19 protein-coding genes and 1 tRNA gene are annotated in these 19,883 nt (G+C 39.4%); 9 read left to right on the top strand and 11 right to left on the bottom strand.

Going from position 1 to position 19,883, the window contains the following annotated elements; all coding sequences use genetic code 11:
* Nucleotides 1-17: 17 nt before the first annotated feature.
* Nucleotides 18-362, bottom strand: coding sequence for a hypothetical protein (locus ACRWQM_RS10575; protein WP_434929951.1), 345 nt, complete (start codon nt 360-362; stop codon nt 18-20).
* A gap of 597 nt (nt 363-959) precedes the next feature.
* Between ACRWQM_RS10575 and ACRWQM_RS10570 the strand changes: the two genes are divergently transcribed.
* From ACRWQM_RS10570 to ACRWQM_RS10560, 3 genes are all read left to right on the top strand, one after another.
* A complete protein-coding gene (locus ACRWQM_RS10570; RefSeq protein ID WP_434929950.1) occupies nt 960-1,130 on the top strand; it encodes an acetyltransferase in 171 nt (56 codons plus the stop codon).
* A complete protein-coding gene (locus ACRWQM_RS10565; protein WP_434929949.1) occupies nt 1,130-1,537 on the top strand; it encodes a type II toxin-antitoxin system death-on-curing family toxin in 408 nt (135 codons plus the stop codon). The genes ACRWQM_RS10570 and ACRWQM_RS10565 overlap by 1 nt, the downstream gene beginning before the upstream one ends.
* A gap of 369 nt (nt 1,538-1,906) precedes the next feature.
* Nucleotides 1,907-2,323, top strand: coding sequence for a hypothetical protein (locus ACRWQM_RS10560; protein WP_434929947.1), 417 nt, complete (start codon nt 1,907-1,909; stop codon nt 2,321-2,323).
* 161 nt (nt 2,324-2,484) lie between these two features.
* On the opposite strand, the gene ACRWQM_RS10555 is transcribed toward ACRWQM_RS10560, so the two are convergent.
* On the bottom strand, nt 2,485-2,661 hold the full coding sequence (locus tag ACRWQM_RS10555) for a hypothetical protein (protein WP_434929946.1): 177 nt from the start codon (nt 2,659-2,661) through the stop codon (nt 2,485-2,487).
* 277 nt (nt 2,662-2,938) lie between these two features.
* Between ACRWQM_RS10555 and ACRWQM_RS10550 the strand changes: the two genes are divergently transcribed.
* Both ACRWQM_RS10550 and ACRWQM_RS10545 read left to right on the top strand, forming a co-directional pair.
* Nucleotides 2,939-3,505 carry a hypothetical protein gene (locus ACRWQM_RS10550; RefSeq protein ID WP_434929945.1) on the top strand — a complete coding sequence of 189 codons (567 nt, stop codon included), beginning with the start codon at nt 2,939-2,941 and terminating at the stop codon, nt 3,503-3,505.
* A 265-nt stretch (nt 3,506-3,770) separates the two neighbouring features.
* Nucleotides 3,771-4,271 carry a hypothetical protein gene (locus ACRWQM_RS10545; protein ID WP_434929944.1) on the top strand — a complete coding sequence of 167 codons (501 nt, stop codon included), beginning with the start codon at nt 3,771-3,773 and terminating at the stop codon, nt 4,269-4,271.
* Nucleotides 4,272-4,391: 120 nt separating this feature from the next.
* On the opposite strand, the gene ACRWQM_RS10540 is transcribed toward ACRWQM_RS10545, so the two are convergent.
* The 3 genes from ACRWQM_RS10540 to ACRWQM_RS10530 all read right to left on the bottom strand — a co-directional run bounded on the left by ACRWQM_RS10540 (nt 4,392) and on the right by ACRWQM_RS10530 (nt 6,718).
* A tRNA-Pro gene (locus tag ACRWQM_RS10540) sits at nt 4,392-4,468 on the bottom strand.
* Between the two features lie 180 nt (nt 4,469-4,648).
* The gene (locus ACRWQM_RS10535) at nt 4,649-6,436 is read right to left on the bottom strand and encodes a DUF3413 domain-containing protein (RefSeq protein ID WP_434929943.1); all 1,788 of its coding nucleotides are present in this window, start codon (nt 6,434-6,436) and stop codon (nt 4,649-4,651) included.
* Nucleotides 6,437-6,505: 69 nt separating this feature from the next.
* Nucleotides 6,506-6,718: a YejL family protein gene (locus ACRWQM_RS10530; protein ID WP_226410218.1), complete on the bottom strand. Its 213-nt coding sequence runs from the start codon at nt 6,716-6,718 to the stop codon at nt 6,506-6,508.
* A gap of 152 nt (nt 6,719-6,870) precedes the next feature.
* Here ACRWQM_RS10530 and yejK point away from each other — a divergent pair, with 152 nt between their 5' ends.
* Both yejK and corA read left to right on the top strand, forming a co-directional pair.
* Nucleotides 6,871-7,899 carry a nucleoid-associated protein YejK gene (gene yejK, locus ACRWQM_RS10525; protein WP_434929942.1) on the top strand — a complete coding sequence of 343 codons (1,029 nt, stop codon included), beginning with the start codon at nt 6,871-6,873 and terminating at the stop codon, nt 7,897-7,899.
* Between the two features lie 270 nt (nt 7,900-8,169).
* Nucleotides 8,170-9,117, top strand: coding sequence for a magnesium/cobalt transporter CorA (gene corA, locus ACRWQM_RS10520; protein WP_434929941.1), 948 nt, complete (start codon nt 8,170-8,172; stop codon nt 9,115-9,117).
* Nucleotides 9,118-9,193: 76 nt separating this feature from the next.
* On the opposite strand, the gene ACRWQM_RS10515 is transcribed toward corA, so the two are convergent.
* Nucleotides 9,194-10,447: an HD-GYP domain-containing protein gene (locus ACRWQM_RS10515; RefSeq protein WP_434929940.1), complete on the bottom strand. Its 1,254-nt coding sequence runs from the start codon at nt 10,445-10,447 to the stop codon at nt 9,194-9,196.
* Between the two features lie 141 nt (nt 10,448-10,588).
* Between ACRWQM_RS10515 and ACRWQM_RS10510 the strand changes: the two genes are divergently transcribed.
* Nucleotides 10,589-11,302, top strand: coding sequence for a 2OG-Fe(II) oxygenase (locus ACRWQM_RS10510; protein ID WP_434929939.1), 714 nt, complete (start codon nt 10,589-10,591; stop codon nt 11,300-11,302).
* A gap of 22 nt (nt 11,303-11,324) precedes the next feature.
* On the opposite strand, the gene ACRWQM_RS10505 is transcribed toward ACRWQM_RS10510, so the two are convergent.
* The 4 genes from ACRWQM_RS10505 to ACRWQM_RS10490 all read right to left on the bottom strand — a co-directional run bounded on the left by ACRWQM_RS10505 (nt 11,325) and on the right by ACRWQM_RS10490 (nt 15,540).
* Nucleotides 11,325-12,677, bottom strand: coding sequence for an ATP-binding protein (locus tag ACRWQM_RS10505; RefSeq protein ID WP_434929938.1), 1,353 nt, complete (start codon nt 12,675-12,677; stop codon nt 11,325-11,327).
* Entirely contained in the window at nt 12,668-13,342 is a 675-nt protein-coding gene (locus tag ACRWQM_RS10500; protein WP_434929937.1) for a response regulator, read from the bottom strand. The genes ACRWQM_RS10505 and ACRWQM_RS10500 overlap by 10 nt, the downstream gene beginning before the upstream one ends.
* Before the next feature lie 71 nt (nt 13,343-13,413).
* Nucleotides 13,414-14,085 (bottom strand): LysE family transporter, encoded by a 672-nt coding sequence (locus ACRWQM_RS10495; protein WP_434929936.1) that lies wholly within the window; start codon nt 14,083-14,085, stop codon nt 13,414-13,416.
* Nucleotides 14,086-14,211: 126 nt separating this feature from the next.
* Complete coding sequence (locus tag ACRWQM_RS10490) at nt 14,212-15,540, bottom strand: dicarboxylate/amino acid:cation symporter (protein WP_226410210.1); 1,329 nt, start codon at nt 15,538-15,540, stop codon at nt 14,212-14,214.
* A gap of 224 nt (nt 15,541-15,764) precedes the next feature.
* On the opposite strand from ACRWQM_RS10490, the gene ACRWQM_RS10485 reads away from it, so the two are divergent.
* Nucleotides 15,765-18,236 carry a hypothetical protein gene (locus ACRWQM_RS10485; protein WP_434929935.1) on the top strand — a complete coding sequence of 824 codons (2,472 nt, stop codon included), beginning with the start codon at nt 15,765-15,767 and terminating at the stop codon, nt 18,234-18,236.
* Between the two features lie 168 nt (nt 18,237-18,404).
* Here ACRWQM_RS10485 and astB read toward each other — a convergent pair whose 3' ends face one another.
* On the bottom strand, nt 18,405-19,739 hold the full coding sequence (gene astB / locus ACRWQM_RS10480; protein ID WP_434925898.1) for an N-succinylarginine dihydrolase: 1,335 nt from the start codon (nt 19,737-19,739) through the stop codon (nt 18,405-18,407).
* Nucleotides 19,740-19,883 lie beyond the last annotated feature (144 nt).

Raw genomic sequence — 19,883 nt, 5'->3', positions numbered from 1 at the left:
CATTTTATGTGGGGTGATTAATAATATAAGTGTAATCCTTTGTTTTTTCTGGTTAAGCCATTACAGCAATAGGCGGCGAATAACGTAAAAGCCATCACACCAGCCATAATGCTAGCCAGTCTAAGCCAGGGAGCATCCATCGTTATACGCATTTGCACAAAATCAACCGTTGATACTCCCCAAACAAAAATACAGCCCAGCACTAAACCTAACTGTAACAGTCGTGAGACAACGGCATGTTTTACAAACATTAAACAGGGTAAAATGGCAGCGATAATGGCCAGTTCCACATGGTTAAACCGAAGAAAATGCGCGCCAATTAACCAATAAGCGATTGAAATAATCAACACTCTCCACCACATAAATAACCTCCAACATCAATTTTGCCTCATTCTACGCCCGATTAAAGCAGTATTATGTTTGCTTGTTCACATTTAATGGATTCACGCCACCATAGCGACCACAAAATATCGCGCGAAGATCAACTAGCAAACAGATCCAGATGATTTAACCGTTATTAAAGGCATGTATTGCGTTATAGCATTAAAGAAACTGGTGTTGAGCGCGATGTAAATCGATTTGCAGTGCTTCACAGCATTTGAAAAATTTAGCGGCTTGTGTTGTTGTGTTGTCGACTTTGTAAACTCTACTCGCTTTATTACCCTGCCTTAATCTTATTAAGTCTATGAAAGTGATACTTAAAAACTTATTTTTTAGGCATTCATTTTTTGGGGGTATGCTATCTTTTTATATACCAACTTTTTGATCACTCAAACCGACCTAGTCGATCTTAGTGGTTGAATAAGTTTAGCCATCTAGTTAAACATTTTCGATTAACTCAATTGTCCTATGACTTGAAATAATGAGTGGTATTACCTTTACTTTGCCTTACAGCCTCGTTATGTTTTCTCAGGATATCAGCGTATAATTATAGCAATCGTATATTTGGAATGTTAATTATGAATTTTAAAGTAGAAAATTATGGTGTTAAAGCTGTACAGCGGCCTAAAATAAAAGCGACCAAAGAGCTTGATCTATCGGGCATATCTGGTCAGCAAATTGTAAAGTCAGAAACAAAATTGGTTTTGAGAACTCACGTTCAAACATTTAAGAAACTGGCTTTCATGTAATGGATATAATTTGCTTTCCATATGAAAGGGTTGTTGAAATCAATACCTATATTCTTGAAACTGAACCTGGAATGAAGGGAAGCATCGATCTTTCAAAACTTCAGGGAGCTTTAAGTCGTATTGATAATGCAATCGTTTATAACGGTCTCGACGATGTTTTTGAAATAGCAGCAAAATATACTGCAAGCATTGCCATATCTCATGCGTTGCCAGATGCCAACAAACGAACGGGTTTAGCCGTGGCTTTTGAGTATTTATCGCTTAATGATTTTGAGTTGATTTCGGACAATGATTTACTAGCAGATGCTGTAAGAGATCTAGTTTTAGAGATCATAACAGAATTGGATTTTGCTGATATTCTTTATGCTCAATATGAAAAAGAGCAATGTTCTCAATCTAAAACATAACAAATCTCTTAAACGTAACTAAAACAGTGGGTTAGGTTTCGCTTCGCGATTATAGCCGACTATTATTTCGGCTTAGCCAAATGCTGACTCAATCGAGTGTATTATCCTCATTGAATCAGTTAGACTTAAAAAAGATGTGATGGAACACCACAATGACAAGGGAATTGCAATTGAACACTTACAAATCAAGCCTCATAATCAATTCAAAACTGCTTTACAGCCTAGCGCTCGGATCAAAAAAAGCAAATTCCTATAGCATAACGTGTATCCATTAACCTGGACTCGGCATCAGCCAAGTCCAACAAGCGATTTGTGCTATGCAAACAGCGCAATGCGCAAATACTAAAAGGTTATATTTGAGGGAGTATTTTGCATAAATATTTAATAATTATATTCATAATCACCATTCAGTTATTTTCTTCAAATGCGAAGGGTGAAGCCTGCTCAGTAATGAAAAATGAACGTGATAAGAATGAAGTGGTCAATATTGCTGGCCTAACGGTAATTTCTGGCGAAGATTTAGAGCAACAAATGCAGAAAGCGGGTCTGGTTAAGAATTCAATTTCTGCAATTATTTGCTTTAGGAAAAGCGTAGTGCCGACACCTAATGATAAGCAGGTATTACTTCTTGGTTATCCATTTTACATTGGCTCCAAAGATAACGGGGAAAGCAAAATGGTTATTCTTGAGTTTACTCAAAAAGATGGTTACCGAACCCGCCTGCTCTCTGGACAGCTGACAGGCGCAGAACAAGACGCAATTGCACTAGTTTTAAGCAGTTATTGAACCCAATATAAAAATATAATAAGTCAATCATGTTCGCCCAACAAGTTGGGCTGGGACGCGCAAACTGCGCGCGCCCCATATTGAAGCGTCATAAGCAAAGTTCACCACAAACAAAAATGGCTACTTGATGTAGCCATTTTTATGGGCGTTTAGCGTGGTTTTTATCGTAAACGGGCTTGTTTCTCTGCCAATCTTGCTAATGTCGCTATTTGTTGGTTTGCGGCTTCACTGATTTCTAGCAATTGCTCAAGAGATAAAAAGCGGGGTTCGCGCATGTACTGCACTAATTTATCGTGGCTGGTGACAAACTGGTCGTCCCACTCAGGTGCACTTGTCAATTTTACTGATGAGTTATCAGTTATCAGTTATCAGTTAACTGAGTTATCGAGAACTATTCAGCCAGTTTATAAGGCTAACATCGTGTCATCGAGAACCCTTGAACACACGGCTATTTGCTGCCTAAGGTAAAGCGACTGCGTTTTAAAGACTTAGCAACAAATGGGGGAGTATTAGGCAGTTATTTAGACTTCAGCTTTCGCCTAGACTAAAGAGTGATTGATTCGAGGTGTTTTAACTGATAAGTTACTATTATTATTGATAAATAAAGCAACATGGATGTTTGGTTTTGATTGGCATTCTGTGAATGTTTATCGAATTCAGGTTAGAACGCTGTTATATTTCAAGGAAGTTGTAGTGGATGCTCGGCAGAAAAATGAAATCATTCATTTCCAGCGGGTTATGATGTCTTTAATCGATATTAGGTATACGAAAGACTTGATAAATGAAACGGCTCAATCTGATATTAATGAAAATATTCAAAGAGCATTTCATGAATCTGTAATTATCTCTTATAGTAGGCCTTTTAGCGGAAATGACTCAGGAGACTTGCGTACGGGCTTCTTAAAGCACTTTACCCCTTCACAGAAAGACATGCATAATCGAGTTATAAAAACATTAAGAAATCAAGTTGTTGCTCACTCAGACTCTAAAGCTTATGGAGTTAATTTTAGTGTAACTGAAATAGATGACATCAAATGGGTTTGGCCTTTCATGACTAAAATCCCACACTTGCTAGATAAAAGTGATCTCAAACTTATTAATGAAAATTGCCAAATAATAGAATCGTGGCTATTTGAAGAGCAGACACGAATAAAGAACTTCTTGCCTTGTGGTAGCTATTGAAATATAACAATAAAATCAATAATAACACGTAACAGTTGGCAACGTTTCGCTTCACAATTTTAGCTAACCATTACTTAGCCTGTTATTTGGGCGTTGAGGCTGTAGAATTACTCTTCTTTAAGAAAAACAGCCTGTTTTATGGGTTCCAAATGAATTACCTAGTGTCTTAAAAGCGCTTAGGACTGATTTCAGGAGCTCGTTTTTTAATTGAATTTGGCTGTTAGAGTTATTCTACAGTCTCGTTAGCTTTAATAAGGAAATTATAGTGAAATTTTCAAAATTACTAACCACTTTTATGTTAGTACTTTCATTTAACACGCTCGCAAATGACGAAATAGATAAACTCACATTGCCAATAATGGAATCGATTCATAAGGGAGAAAATAGCAATGTTTTTTCAATGGCTTTTCCAAAAGGGAGTCCAAGTAGAAAATATTTTTCAGATTCTGATATAGAGCAATACGACAATCAGTTTCAAAATAGTTTTAAAGCTTTAGGTAAATCTAGCGGTTATTTTGAGTATCTTAATTCTGATATTCCTGATGTATTAGTCTTAAAATATTTTGTTGTCAAATTTGACGTAGAGCCAGTAATTATTAAGTTTGTGTTGTACAAGCAAGATAAATTGTGGCGTATTAACTCCTTCCAAGTAGACGATACATTGGATGACTATTTGGAAGAGTCAGCTAAACATAGGTTAGGTGCTTTAGGTCACCAAGACATCCGAGCTGAAATTAAAGCTAACAAGTTAATTAAACAAGACTAAATAAAAGCATGGCCACCCACGATTATTTTTACCTTTGACGTAAGGTCCATAACAGTAACTCGTTTTAACTTGTTATGTCAGAAAAGCAAAAAGCCAGCGATTAAGCTGGCTTTTTTAATTTGGTCGGTATGAGAGGATTCGAACCTCCGACCCCTTCACCCCCAGCGAAGTGCGCTACCGAGCTGCGCTACATACCGAATTTTGTTGCATTACTAAGCTTCAAATTAGTGGGGTAAACTTAGTGAGCAAGCACTTTATCAATTGAACGGGCTTGGCGCAAGCACTTAGTTAATCAGCATTTATTGACTGATTATATTCTATTCAAGTTAACTCATTTGACGCTATTAGAAGGCCGGCTTCGCGTTACATGCCATTAGTTAGTTTTGATATAATCGGCGACCTTCACGCATGACTTGAATCAACTCTGGCGCACTCATTTTCTTGTTAAGACGTCGTTCAAATTTTGTATCGTATATACGGTACTTTCCATATCGGCCTAGAACGGTTATCTCATTCTTTTGATAAATCGCAAATTCACGGCTATTACCAATATATACCCAAGATTCTTGGTTAGGCTCTAATAAACTTCTGCCAGAACTGTATTTCTCACTGGCTGTTGTACAGCCCAATACTTTGCTTAAAATCGTTGGCGCAATACCGTAGTGGCTGGTGCGATAATGAATTTCACTGGGGTTAATGTTAGGCCAGTGGATGATTAATGGCACTTTAACATTGTCAGGAGACAAATCGCGCCTTGCATCTTCAATACTGCTGGTGAAAACCTGGCCGTGGGTGCCAGTAATAAACACTATGGTATTGTCATCTATTTGAGGCAACAACTGACTAAGCTGATTATCAATAAACTTTAAAGACTGGCGATATTGGTTAAACAGCACCTTTTGTGCCGATTTTAATGACGTTGGCGCTTTTATGGTTTCAATGCCCAAAAAGCCTACTGGTGTATCATAATCTTGTGGTGCAGATAGGTTAAGTACTGCAAACCAGGGTTGGGTTTGATTGTGTTGCCATTGATTAAGGGCTGTAATATTTTGAATATCGGTTGTGGCACTGCCATCTTCACTGACACTGATATGGGGTTGAAACCCTTTAAACATAGCGCCGGTTGATGCTAATTCAGCCTGTGAGCGGGCGGTAAATAGTCCTAGCTGATAACCCTGGCGAATTAATTCCTGGTTCATGACGGGTGACATAACACCAAAATCTTGCTTGTCGCTATAATTGCCTTGTAAACCATACATTAAGGTAAACATACTGCTTTTAAACTGAGTGCCACCAGTATAATGCTGGGTAAAGTTAAGTGACTCGCGGGTGTATTGGCTTAAAAAAGGCATGGTGACGTCATCAACCATTGCAGCTTGTAAGCTATCAATAGCAATGACTAGCACATTGGTTGGCGTGTCAGCCTGACACTGCAGTGGTTCAATGGGGTAATGCAAGTTTGACGTTTGCGGAACAATATCACTGGTCACTTTGTTGCCATCAACCCCGTGTGATTCCATAAAGGTTCTGGCTGTTGCTGGATATGAAACCGGATAGGCGTCATCAAAACGGGTGATGTCGGTAATATTGGCGGCATCAGCCCAAATATGAATTAAGTGGCTACTAATAAAACAGGCGCCAACAAATAGCACTACTTTATTGCCCCATTGTTTCTTTTGAATTTTATCGATTCGCTTCCAGATAAAGTTGGCCGCGGTGAGTTCAATAACGATAATGACAATGGGGGTGACGATATAAGAGGTGCTATGCAGTAAGGCATTTAAATCTTGCCAGGCTAAATCAAATGCAAACGGGCTGAGATGAATACCGTAGTCATCATAAATAATCGTGTCGTAGAGTAGAATATACAAAGCCATTGAGGCGACAAAGGCGGCATATCCTCGTAGAATTTTGGAGTAGGGTAAGATGATACTGACTGGAAAGATAAAAATTACGTACACAATAAAGGCTAAAAATGTGTAATGCCCTATGGTACTTAACGCAAGATAGCCCCAACTTATAATGGAGTCTGGTTGGCCGACACTGCCAATATAACGGGAACCAATAATCATGGCGAGCAAGCCATTGAAAAAGGCAAACCAATGCCCCCAATTTACCAGGCGCGAGACTTTATCTCGTGTCATCTGCTTTCTGCGCTCGATCATGCCTTAATGGATCCCTTCTTAGATAGATTATCGATAGCTAACAAGGTCTGTTAACTCACTTTCAATGCATTATTTAATGGACTGAGTTAGTGCCTTAGCAAACTGCTCCGCAACCATTTGACGAGATTCTGTTGGGACTTTCTTTTCTAATAAATGAGAGACGCAATTGCCTAATACCATTAAGCTTAAATCGGTAGGGGCTTGATGTTTGTTTAATAGCGCTAACATCTCACTGATTAAGGCTTCTACTTGGGTGTTGCTGTATTTTGATTTAATGGCCATGTTTTTCTTGTCTAAATAAGTTCTCAATTGTTGTATATGATAACGGATTTCAATCAAGCTCGCCTCATGTTTTCTATACCTTCATGATTAAAATCGTTATATCATGCTCAGTCTTCTTAGCAATATTTGTCTCACCAAAGGTTATCGCATTTATGACGATTAATATCGAACAAGCCATTATTCATGAAATATCTCTCGACAGTCAGGGGCTAATGGCCTGCCGATTACGTCCGCAACCTTTATTAAATAGTAAAGCTGTTGAGGCTATGCTGGAAGAATTACATCAAACCTATTCAAGTAAAGCAGGTAAAGGTTTTGGCTATTTTGGTGTGCCAAATGAAGATGGCGATGCTAATGATGCGTTTGCTAATGCACTTCAATCATACCGTGAAGGTCAGTCAGGCTTTGTTGATTTTACCGTGAGTGCCAGTAAGTTACTTCAGCAAGAATTAACCAAGTATGACTTCTCCCAGGGCGGTTTTTTATTGATGTCATGTTATTCCGCCATGGCCAGTGATTATCTGTTTGTTGCGCTGCTTAGTGCTAAGTCATCAATGACAGTGTTAGATGATATGGAGCTGTCACAGAATAATCATTTAGATTTAAACAATATTCAATTAGCTGCGCGTATTGATTTAACCGAGTTGCAGGCAGATAAAGCCTCAAAGAAATATATCTCATTTATTCGCGGCAGAGCAGGCCGTAAAGTGGCTGATTTCTTTTTAGATTTTATGGGTTGTGTTGAAGGCGTAAATACAAAAGCACAGAACAAGACCTTGATTCATGCGGTTGAAGACTTTGTCGCTGGCAGTGAATTAACCAAAGATGAACGTCAACAATGTCGCGACAAAGTGTTTGAATACTGCGCTGAACGTGCCGATGTTGGCGCCGACATTGAAGTAAAAGATTTGGGTGATGAACTGGCTGATCAAGGCATGGAATCATTTTATGATTTTGCCTGTGGTGGCAATTATGAATTAGATGATGAATTTCCCGCAGATAAAGCCAGTTTGCGCAGTTTGAAAAAGTTTTCTGGTACTGGTGGTGGCGTGACTTTAAGTTTTGATGGTGGCCATTTAGGTGAGAGAGTTATTTATGACCCAATATCAGACACCCTTTTAATAAAAGGTGTTCCGGCTAATTTAAAAGATCAGTTAGATCGTCGATTAAAGGGTGAATAGTCTGATATTGTACTTAAGCCTGATGTGTTAAGCATATTGGCAAATTTGAGTATAAAAGCAGCATTTTAAAATTAAGCGCCTACCACAGGCGCTTTTTTTAGGGTATTAAAGGCTAAAAACACCACTTTGAGACCATATAGCAATATAAATGGGTATTAATTGTACTTTTTACTTTTCATTAGCTTTTAAATTAGTAAACTAGCGCCAGTTTTTACCAACATCCTGCAGGGTAACACAATCGTGTTAACCGTGTGTAAATGGGGGACTTCTATGATTACCGCTTACGCCTACAAAAATCATCAGCTCACAATTACTGAACTTTCTATTGAAGACTCTTTGCCGAATAATATTCTCTGGCTGGATTTATATAAACCAGATAGTGAACAACGTGATTGGTTGAGTCGATTTTCTGCTGAGGAAGTGTCCGACCAGGAAGATATCAAAGAAATTGAGGCATCTGCTCGATTTTTCCAAAACCAAGATGGTTTGCATATTAACTCGTTATTTCCACAACGGGTTGGCTCTGATGTCAGAGCGGTCAACGTTTCATTTAATTTACGTCAGCATTTTCTATTAACCATACGTGAAGAAGATATCGGCTTAATCCGTTTACTGCGTAATTATATGCGTTTAGGCCGCCTAGATACCGAAACCCCAGAAGGCTTATTATTAGAGTTATTCACCCTTAAAGTGGATTATCTATCTGATTTGATTGAAGACGTGTATAGCGTACTGGACAATTTGAGTGAGCAGGTTTTTAATGACGAAGAACTGGATGCCGTATTTAAACAAATCACTTTGCAAGAAGACTCCAATGGCAAAATTCGCTTAAGTTTACTTGATACCCAGCGTTCATTGCGCTATTTGCAACGTTATTACCGACAACATTTGTCCGATGAGAACCTGAAAGACATTCGTGAAATGTTATCGGATATTGAATCTTTAATGCCACACAGCCAGTTTATTTTCGATAAATTAAAATTTTTGCTTGATGCTGCTATGGGTTTCAGTGGTTTGCAACAGAATAAAATTATTAAAATTTTCTCGGTATCGGCGGTGGTGTTTTTACCCCCAACCTTGATTGCCAGTAGCTATGGAATGAACTTTGCTTTGATGCCAGAGTTAGATTGGCGTTTAGGTTATCCGATGGCGGTGGGGTTAATGTTTGCCAGTGCAGCAGGTACGTACTTCTTTTTTAAACAAAAAGGCTGGCTATAGCATTTGCGCAAGTTTGACAAAATGGGCAGTTTAACACTGCCCATTTTTGTATTTATTGGTTTTTATACTGCGTTTATTAGCCTTGGCCAAATGCGTAGCTAATGGTTTCTCTTGGATTTAAATACTTATGAATTTTTTCGGGTAAAGCTGCGGCCGGAAGACTTCTTACAATACTCATGCCTTCTTTTTCTAACTCAATGATTGGTGATTGCGCTACAGGAACTATGGGGTCATATGCAACGATTGACGGAAATAAAATATTATTTAAATTTACCGACATAACTAAGCCAAAATGACCATTTGACAGTTCTACAATGCTACCTGGCGGATAAATCCCTAGCATTTTTATTAATTTTTGTACGTATTCTGCATTCAACTTATTTTTATAGTTTTTATACAATAAGCCTAAGGCGACACTGGGGGTTTTAGCTTTGACTAAATGACTGCCGTTACATAAATTATCGTATGTATTGACCACCGCAATCAGTTGAGAATATTTATCCAGCTGAGCCGCTTTTAATCCTTGCGGGCTGCCACTGCCATCTAAATACTCATGATGATTGGTGATCATCGGCTTCGCTTCTTCCGGAAAAGTGTCAGCTAACTTTAAAAAGTTAATGCTCATTAACGGGTGCTGCTTGACTAGATTTTCTTCTGGTGTTGATAATGGCACTACTTTATTTAAGATATTTGAGGGGATTTTTAATTTACCTATGTCATGAAATAAGCAGCCAATACCCAATAACTCAATTTCTTCTCGGCTCCAGCCAAGTTCTTTCGCCATTAACATACACACCATGGATACATTTAACGAATGGTGGTGGATAACATCTTTAGGGTTAGCGTTTTCCATTAAGTGTAACGCGAGGTTATCTTCATCCAGTAACAGATTGGTAAGATTACTGATGAGATCTTTTGCCTCACTGACAGAATTAAGTGGACGACTGGCTATTTTAGCAACCATTGAGTGCATCATTGACACTGAACGCTCAAATTGCTTTTCAGTTTTTTTGATATTGCGCTTTAGTTTTTGCTGCTTATCGATACGTTCTGATTTGTAATCGAGCATATCTTGTTTAATGGTATCAAGTGAAGCTTCATCGACCGCTTCTAAATCCGAAGGGTTATCCGTAGTAACAGGTTGAATATCACTTCTTTCAGGATCGTAAAAGACATCTTTTACGCCTAATGATTTTATCAACTCAATTTGAGTTTTAGAGGTTATTTTGAACTTACTGAATAAAAAAGGATGATCTTTCCACGAGACAGGCAAGCTAACGTAAACACCAACTTTAAGTTCTGATACCGCTATTTTGACATTTTTTTTCATAAAAGTGGGTGATTAGACTCAGGTCAGGTTCATAGATAAATATGGTTAAACGTTAGATAGAATAAAACTTACTCAGACTTTACAAATAGGTAAGTTACATGCAGCATATTAACATTAACTTTAAAAATTAAGCAGTGAATTATGGACTTTATTGAAGTATACCCCAATGCGATTAGTGATGAATTATGTGATAAGTTGATCGATGCGGTAAAACATCATCCTAGTGTGATCCAAGGCGTTACTGGTAATGGCGTTGATCTCAGTAAAAAGTTTAGTCGTGATCTTATGTTAGATCAACACGCTGATTTAGCCGAGTTACGCAATGAATTACTGCAGTTAACACTGGCCAATAGTGTTGATTACTTCAAAAAGTACGCATTAGCATTGATGGGAGCTGTGTCAGTTTCCGTTAATGATGAAAATGGCCAGCCGGTGGCACTGCAACCGGAAAATTTTGAAAAATTAGGTGCTGATAAAGTTAACGCCATTGTGCGGTATTTATTCCGTAGTGGTACGATTAATATCCAGCACTACCAACAAGGGAAAGGTGGTTACCCCCATTGGCATTCAGAGCAATTCCCCCAGGAAGGTCACAACGAAGCCTTACATCGAGTTGTGCTTTATATGTTCTACTTAAATGATGTAGAAGAGGGCGGAGAAACTGAGTTTTATTACCAACAACAAAAAATAAAACCCAAAAAGGGAACCATGGTTATAGCGCCAGCGGGCTTTACCCATAGTCATCGCGGTAATATCCCCTTAAGTAGTGATAAGTTTATCGCAACGTCATGGATTATGTTTAATCGTGCAGAACACTTGTATGGCGCAGTTGCGCCAAGTTCAGCTAAAACATAACGGTCATCAACAGGTACTTGGTTTATTGGTTAGTAGCAGGTAATTCGATAATAAATGAAGCGCCCTCTAAATAACTGGTTTGTATTTCAAAGGTACCAGCGTAACTGCTAACAAGCTCAAAACAAACGGCTAAGCCGATGCCTTGGCCGTTATGTTGTGTATCGGCGCGAACTCCCCGTTGAAAGATTTTTTGTTTGTAGCCCTCTTCAACACCTGGGCCATCGTCATCGACTTGTAACCTCAGCAAGCCGTCGTGCTGCTGGGCTGTAATTTCGATAGTACTAATGCAGAATTTAGCGGCGTTCTCAATCAAATTGCCGCACAGCTCCATTAAATCCCCTTTACTGACTGGAAAGGCTAAGTCATTAGGGCAGTGGACAATGAAGTTAATGTTTTTCCTTTGATATAATTTTGACAACATTAATACAAGCTGATCAAGTATCGGCTTGATATCAGTGTGTTCTTTTAACAAACCTTGTCTGCCCATCATGGCGCGTTTTAACTGGTACTTGACCAAATGATCCATGTCTTCTATTTGGGTTAAGATTTGCCGCTCTTTTTCCTGCGAATTTAAAGAGGTATCGTCAATTAGCGCGATACTGGCTGCTAGCCGAGTTTTCAAACTGTGGGCTAAGTCATTCATGGCATTTTGATAGCGAGTTTGGCGTTGCTGATTTTGATCCAGCAGTTGGTTTAATGATTGGGTAATTTCTTGTAACTCGACAGGATAGTCATTCGACAGATTTTGCTGTTTGCCCTGCTTAAGTTTGAGTAACTCCTGTTTTAGTTGCTTTAGTGGCAACATACCCCAATAAGCGGCGCTAACCAGTAAGAAAAATGCTGCACCTAATACAATAGCAAGCCTGAAATACGTGAGACGATTAAACTTTTGCAGTTCTTTTTTCATGGCTTCAGCATCTTGAAGTATTAACAGATGGAACTGCTTGCCCTCGATTAAGGTGCTGAGTTTAAAGACTAGGTATGTGTGCAAGCCTTCAAATTCAAGAAAGTAGGCTTGCGAGTCGTCTTTGATGAGGTTGTATTTTTCACAAATGTTAGTCAAGGATAAATCTTTAGCCAGTTCAGAACGCCATAAGCCGGTATATTGCTCGTTACAGGTGGCCATTATGTAGCTGGTTTCAATGTTGTCGTTATCTTGTGCCTCGGTAATAGGGACTAAATTATTTTCGCGAAATTCTGCGGCAATAACTGGCAGTTCTGCAATATAGTCAGCCGTAATCTGAGTATAACGATTTTGGGCATTCAATAACGTCACTAGCCAGGCAAACCCAAACCCTACTAAGGCAATAATGCTTAAGGAGGTAATAAGCATCCTGGTGAGTAAACGTTTCTGCGGTTTTAACATTAGTTGCATGGTAAATTGAATTTATATCCTTGGCCACGTATTGTCATGATGGCATCTTCGATACCGCCGTGGGCTAACTTTTTTCTTAAACGGCTTACCATCACTTCAATCGTGTTAGGGTCGCCTTCTTTATCGGCGTAAACCACATCTAATAAGCGCTGTTTGCCAACTACTTCATGGTTGTGGCGCATCAGGTATTCTAATATGTGGTATTCAAACGCAGTAATGTCTAAATGACAATCATTAAGAGACACTTGTTTACTGGCTAAATCCACCGACAGTGTGCCACAGCTAATTACCGATTTTACAAATCCTGCACTGCGACGTACCAATGCATCAAGCCGAGCAATTAACTCTTCTTTTTGAAAGGGTTTTACTAAATAATCATCAGCACCGGCATTGAGGCCTTCGACTTTATCTTGCCAATTTATTCTGGCTGTGAGGATCAGAATAGGAGCGGTAACATTGGCGTCTCTCATCGACTTTATTAAACTGATGCCGTCCTGATCGGGCAAACCTAAATCAACAATAGCGATGTCAATCGGGTAATTAGTCGCTTGATAAAAGCCTTCTTGAGCCGTCGCGGCAATTTGGATCTGATTACCCAGTTCGCTCAATTGCACATTTAAGTGATGAGATAAAATAGGGTCGTCTTCAATCACTAAAATTCGCATAGTTAGCTCCTGATGCTAAATGCCAATGTGTAAGTACTTCACTTTTGACTATTTATTGCTGGGTGCAGACTTTAAAAATCGTTAATTAAGCTCACAGCTATAGTCGCCGAAACACCGATAAAAATAATACCAACTAACAAATCAATAATGTGACTGACACTTAATAATTTGGCTTGAATGAGTGGCTTAGATAACACCAACGCTAATAAGCTAAACCAGATAAGTGACAAAGAGAATAATAGCGTGGTTGCTGCAATTTTGGTTATTAAATTTACCTCTGGTGTGATCAAGACAGTGAATAAGGTAATAAAGAAAATCAATGCTTTGGGATTGAGTAAATTAGTCAGCAATCCTATTTTAAAGCCTTTAAATATTCCGAAACTGACAGTGTTGTGTTTATCTGCAGCAGATGCTTGCGTTGGTTGTTCGGTTGACGCTGCTATTGATTTAAAGCGGCTCAACGCTGACTTTAGCGCTTGAAATCCCATCCAGGCTAAATAACTTACCCCAATACATTGCACTAAGGTATAGGCCAGAGGTGACTGGCGGATCATTAAACTAATGCCCAATAATGATAATAATGTATGAATTAAAATGGCGATGGCAATGCCGAGCGCACAAGCGACAGCAGCTTGTCTACTTTGTTGACTGGCCATTTTAACGATAATGGCAAAGTCAGGGCCTGGGCTGATTAAGGCGATAATATGAATAGCAGCCAAGCTAGCAAGTAAGGTAAAATCCATTTAAACTCCTGATAAATAAAATTTTGTTTATTATCCCGAACTGAGGTTATTTATAAAGGAAAAATAAAAAAGGCGCAATCAATGCGCCTTTAAATAGTTGAAAAATAAATTGAGCTAATAATGCAATTATACTGAGGTTTTTGATGCTGCCTTGGTATTCAATACCTGTTCTTCAAAACTGGTAGCTGCTTTACCTGCTTGAGAGTCATTAAAGATATCTTCATTGAATGCATCCTCAGACTTTGCAATTATCACAGTGGCAACCGTATCACCGGTGACATTAACAGCAGTTCTTATCATATCAAGCAAGCGGTCTACCCCAATAATTAATGCAATACCTTCTACTGGCAAGCCTACTTGATTTAGCACCATTGCAAGCATGATAAGTCCAACACCGGGTACACCAGCTGTACCAATTGACGCTAATGTTGCGGTTACAACGACCATGGCATAATCAGTTAGGCTTAATTCAATGCCAAAGACCTGGGCGATAAATACTGTCGCGACACCTTGCATTATCGCAGTACCATCCATATTAATGGTGGCACCTAACGGCAATGTAAATGAAGCAATTTTATTATCAACCCCCATGCGATGTTCAGAGGCTTCAATGGTTACAGGTAAGGTAGCGTTTGAACTTGCGGTACTAAAAGCAAACAACTGCACATCTCTCATTTTACGTAAAAACATCAGTGGACTTAAGCCAGAGAATACTTTTAGTAGAATGGGATATACAACTAATCCTTGAATGAGTAGAACCACAACAACAAGTAGGAAATATTTGACCACACTGCCAAATGTCTCCATTCCCAGTGTTAAGCTTAATTTTGCCATTAAAGCGAAAACACCATAGGGTGCTAACTGCATCACCAAGGTAACAACGCGCATGATCACTTCGTTGATGTCGTTAAAGAAGCGAGCAACACGTTCACCACGCTCACCAATATGCGATATCGCAAAACCAAAGATGACCGCAAACAAGATGATTTGCAGCATATTGCCTTGAGTCATCGCCTGAATAGGGTTATCTGGCACAATATTGATAATGACTTCTGACAAGCTTGGGGCTTCTTTTACGGTATATTCCATAGTAGAACTGACTAAGCTGGCATTACCGGGATGAACTAAAATGGCAGCCACGATAGAAATAGTCAGCGCAATAGCGGTAGTAAATAGGTAGAACGAAATGGTTTTTCCGCCTAATCGACCTAGTTTGGAGGGATCACTTAATGAGCAAGTACCGCACACCAATGACACAAACACCAATGGAACAACAAGCATTTTTAAGCTGGAGATAAAAATAGCACCTAAAACGTGCAATAAACCTTCAGTAATGTAGTCTTTAATAAATAAGCTGTCAGGGAAGAGGTTTCTTAAAAGCAGGCCTAATATAATACCTGTACCCATGCCGATTAAAATTTTACTTGTTAGTCCGAGCTGTTTTTTATTGCTCACAATCTTTCCTTCCAATTATTTTTTTAAGTATTGTTTGGCTGATGGACTAAAGCGTAGCAGGAAAGCTTTAGTTATGAAATGGTATGAAAGTTAAAGTTTATACCAAAATGTACCGATTAAAACGACCATGTTGTGGCATAGTTAACAGATATTTGTGTATTATTACCCAATAGGTAACTATTATAAATCATAAGTATTATTTTAATGTAACAGGGAGCCTGACAATGCGGTCAGCAATTAAAGTCTATATAACGTTAATTTGTTCGTTTTTACTCTTCGCCTGTGGTGGCGGTGGCGGCATTACTGATGACGGTAGTGGTGGTGGCGACGGTGGCACATCCCCTGTCACTATTTCAGTAGCATTATCTATTGATAATACTCAAGTGTCTGTCGCTGAACCAGCAAACATTACCGCTACGGTTACTGACTCTAAAGGTCAGCCCATTAGTACTTTAGTCAGTTTTGAATTAAACGATGACAGCTACGGTACTTTTTCTCCGGCAACGGGACAAGTGTCTACCAATGCCGATGGTGTTGCAAAGATCAAACTTGATACCGCTTCTGTAAATACAGGTGCAACTGTTACCGCAACTATTACTTCTGGTGAAACTGCTTCTGTAAATATCACTATGGTCGGTGACGGCGGTGAAGCTGGTGGTGGTTCGCAAGTTTCACTTGTATTGACCAACTCAGCAGGTGCAACAGTTCAAACAATTAGTACACTTTCTCCAGGAAAATTAACGGCTACGGTTACTGGTATTTCTAAGCCGACTATTGTGACTTTTGATACAGATATTGGAGATCTTCCGATAAAAACAGCGGTCACAAATGCTGAAGGTAAAGCGACCGTTGATATATATGCTGGCAGCTCACTAGGTGCTGGTGAAGTGCGTGCTACCTTGCCCACTAACGAAGTAGGCAAAACTATTGTGGTTGTTGGTGCAACTAATGTTGTTATGGGCAGCGGCTCTGGCACAACATTTGTTGCTGGCCAAGCTGAAGTGAGTACTACTAATTTGTCTGCTGGCGGTACAGCAACCATTACGGTAAGAATTCAAGACGACTTAGGTCAACCTTTTAATCAACCTGTTGATGTGAATTTTTCATCGACTTGTGCGACCAAAAATCCTGCTCAAGCAGAATTAAGCTCACCTGTTTCTTCTAGTAATGGTGTTGCTACCTCAACTTATTTAGCACAAGGTTGTGTTGGTGAAGATCAAATAAACGTCACAGCTAATGCCGGTGGCATAAGCTTATCTGCGGTAGGTACTATTAATGTATTACAAGCAGATGTCGGCAGTATTTCATTTGTATCAGCAGAGCCTGAAAATATTAGCATTTTAGGTACCGGTGGTATTGAGTCTTCAACCGTTAAATTTAGAGTGTTAGATAAAAATAGTAACCCTGTTAGCAACCAATCAGTATCATTTTCATTGAATACTGCGGTTGGTGGCGTTGCTATTACACCTGTTATAGCAACAACAAACAATTTAGGCATTGTTCAAACGGTTGTGAATACTGGTACTGTGGCGACGTCATTACGTGTGACTGCAAAAGTTGAAAATGGTGCTGTGCCAGCTATATCAAGTCAATCAAAGCAGTTAATTGTGTCTACAGGTATTCCAGATCAAGACAGTTTTTCACTTTCTGCTGAGTTTGTTAATGCTGAAGGTTGGGATATTGACGGCACGGAAGTGACTATTACAGCACGCATGGCCGATGCATTTAATAACCCGGTTCCTGATGGAACAACAGTGTCATTCACCACTGAAGGCGGCTCTATTGAAGATGCATGCCAAACGGTAAAAGGGGCATGTTCTGTAAAATGGACCAGTCAATTACCGCGACCAGAAGGCGAAGTGATAATTGATGGTACTGGTGATATGTTCCGTAACCCTAATTCAGCTTTAGCTTATGATGCTGCATTAAATGTATACGGTAATATTTACGGCCAAAAATACGGTGGGCGTGCAACCATTACCGCCACGGCTATTGGTGAAGAGTCTTTCCCTGATTTAAATGGTAATGGTCGATTCGATGCCAGCGAACTTACTGAGTTTAGAAATGGTGTTGATGTAACTGGGCAACCGTTTGATCTGAATGATGCGTTTAATGACTACAACGAAGATACCTTGTTTAACCCTCAACAAGCGGGCGGACAAAGTGGTGGAGCATTAGAAGAGTTAGTTGATTTTAATGCTAATGGTACGTTTGATGTTAAAGATGGTTTGTATAACGGCGTATTATGTTCATCTCCTGCGCATGCAGGTTGTGCTGATGGTGTGAACAACTCAAAATCACTTTATGTGCGTCGTAGCCTAGTGATGGTAATGTCAGGCAGTACTGCATACGCTACCGAACGTAGTCAAATTTTAATCGATGATCGTGATGGTCAACACCTTGGTGGCGATATTACTATCGTTGGCAAGGGTTCAGCTTCGGTATTCTTTACTATCTCTGACTTACATAACCAACAAATGCCAGCAGGCTCTATTGTAAGATTTAAAACATCTGCGGGTTCAGTGGTTAGTGCAAGTGAGTATGTGTGGCCAAGCAGCAATTATAATGGTGGTCGTGACTTTGGTGTAACGATTAAAGGTGAAGATGAACCTAACTCTGGTGTGTTCCTGGTTGAGGTTGAAACACCTAATGGCTTAGTGACTGAAGTCGTTTCAATCGGAGTGAGCATTCTGTAATATGGATTAACTATAAATAAAAAGGGCGCTTACAGCGCCTTTTTTATTTATTCGAGAAAATATATTTTGCATAAATCGATCAGTATTTGTGTATGTTCAAAATTACCTTGCAATAAAAAATGGCCATCGCTAATTACGATGGCCATTTTGATAAAGCGAGTAGAAAAATTACTTCTGGAACTGATACACACTACCCAGTTTCAATATTTGGGTTAATTCATCTAATGAAGTGCGAGATTCAATGATCAATTGTGGGTCTGCTAAATCAGCAACGGTTAGGCTATCGCGGTAATGTTTATCAACCCAAGTGTTTAAACGTGTAAACAAGCTGTCATTCATGATTGTGTGTTGATTAACCGCTTCAATCTCTAGCTCATTCATCGCCACGCGAAGACGAAGACATGCCGGTCCACCGCCATTTTGCATACTTTGTTTTACATCAAAGTATTTGACCTGTGTAATTGGAGTGCCCAGGGTGACAAGTTGATTTAAATACGCGAATACAGCAGGGTTTTCTTGGCAGTTAGTCGGCGCAATAATCGCCATTTCACCATTAGGTAAGGTGATAATTTGAGTGTTAAACAAGTAACTTTTAACCGCATCATCAATAGAGACTTGATCGGTAGACACTTTAATAAAGTGTACTTCTGAATTCATTTTTTGACGAATTTCAGCAAATTTTGCCTCAGTATTTAAAAATGCCTGTTCATGGTAAAACAGCACATTCTGGTTACCGACTGAAATCACATCGTTGTGAAATACACCTTGATCAATCACATCTGGATTTTGTTGGATGAAAACACAACTTTCATCTTCAAGTTGGTGCAAACGCGCAACAGCTTGTGATGCTTCTAATGTTTGACGTGCAGGATACTTATTTGGTTTTGGTGCATTGGGATTGGTTGCACTTTGGCCATAGACGAATAGCTCCACACCCGCTTTACCGTAATCACTGCATAAACGAGTGTGATTAGCCGCACCTTCATCACCAAAGTTAGCATGTTCTGGCAAGTGCAGATGATGTTTGAAGTGACGATCGTTATTAAATGTCGCCTTTAATATGCTTCCGGTGGTTAGTGGTTCAATACTTCGGTGTAATTTATCCACCAGGTTAGCCGGGGTAAAATGCACTTTACCATCACGTGTATCGGCGGAAGGTGAGACCGTTGCCGCATTGGCCGTCCACATACTTGAGGCGCTGCAGCAAGCATTCAGCAAAGCAGGAGCTTGCTCAGCAGCTTTTTGTATTACTTCTGAATCAGTTCCGCTAAAACCAATTCTACGCAGTGTATAAAGGTCTGGGCGCTCTTGAGGAGCTAACACACCTTGCACCATGCCTAAATCTGCAAGAGCTTTAGCTTTTAATAGCCCTTGTTTGGCTGCAGCTTTAGGATTAGAGGCTTGTGCGGCATTAGAATATGATGCCACATTACCAAATGATAAACCGGCGTAGTTATGAGTTGGTCCCACTAATCCATCAAAATTTGCTTCAAATTGCTTCATGGCTAATCCTTCATTGATTATTGTTATTAAGATTTCGACATGGAAATAACATTAAATTTGCATGTAAGAAATAACTAAATTACCGCAAGTATACGCAAGCTAAGCGGGTTAACAAGCTGTTTGGTTTTTGTTCAATTAGGCTTT

The sequence above is a fragment of the Shewanella sp. HL-SH5 genome (genome assembly GCF_051163755.1).
GTDB lineage: Bacteria > Pseudomonadota > Gammaproteobacteria > Enterobacterales > Shewanellaceae > Shewanella > Shewanella glacialimarina.
This window is presented reverse-complemented; position numbering and strand designations above follow the sequence as displayed.

Bases quoted from the DNA above. Each gene is read 5' to 3' on its own strand.
- ACRWQM_RS10510 (WP_434929939.1), top strand. From the start codon at position 10,589: ATGGACTTTATTGAAGTATACCCCAATGCGATTAGTGATGAATTATGT.
- astB (WP_434925898.1), bottom strand. From the start codon at position 19,739: ATGAAGCAATTTGAAGCAAATTTTGATGGATTAGTGGGACCAACTCAT.
- ACRWQM_RS10575 (WP_434929951.1), bottom strand. From the start codon at position 362: ATGTGGTGGAGAGTGTTGATTATTTCAATCGCTTATTGGTTAATTGGC.
- ACRWQM_RS10570 (WP_434929950.1), top strand. From the start codon at position 960: ATGAATTTTAAAGTAGAAAATTATGGTGTTAAAGCTGTACAGCGGCCT.
- ACRWQM_RS10535 (WP_434929943.1), bottom strand. From the start codon at position 6,436: ATGATCGAGCGCAGAAAGCAGATGACACGAGATAAAGTCTCGCGCCTG.
- ACRWQM_RS10550 (WP_434929945.1), top strand. From the start codon at position 2,939: ATGTTTGGTTTTGATTGGCATTCTGTGAATGTTTATCGAATTCAGGTT.
- ACRWQM_RS10505 (WP_434929938.1), bottom strand. From the start codon at position 12,677: ATGCAACTAATGTTAAAACCGCAGAAACGTTTACTCACCAGGATGCTT.
- ACRWQM_RS10565 (WP_434929949.1), top strand. From the start codon at position 1,130: ATGGATATAATTTGCTTTCCATATGAAAGGGTTGTTGAAATCAATACC.
- ACRWQM_RS10495 (WP_434929936.1), bottom strand. From the start codon at position 14,085: ATGGATTTTACCTTACTTGCTAGCTTGGCTGCTATTCATATTATCGCC.
- yejK (WP_434929942.1), top strand. From the start codon at position 6,871: ATGACGATTAATATCGAACAAGCCATTATTCATGAAATATCTCTCGAC.
- corA (WP_434929941.1), top strand. From the start codon at position 8,170: ATGATTACCGCTTACGCCTACAAAAATCATCAGCTCACAATTACTGAA.
- ACRWQM_RS10515 (WP_434929940.1), bottom strand. From the start codon at position 10,447: ATGAAAAAAAATGTCAAAATAGCGGTATCAGAACTTAAAGTTGGTGTT.
- ACRWQM_RS10500 (WP_434929937.1), bottom strand. From the start codon at position 13,342: ATGCGAATTTTAGTGATTGAAGACGACCCTATTTTATCTCATCACTTA.
- ACRWQM_RS10485 (WP_434929935.1), top strand. From the start codon at position 15,765: ATGCGGTCAGCAATTAAAGTCTATATAACGTTAATTTGTTCGTTTTTA.
- ACRWQM_RS10530 (WP_226410218.1), bottom strand. From the start codon at position 6,718: ATGGCCATTAAATCAAAATACAGCAACACCCAAGTAGAAGCCTTAATC.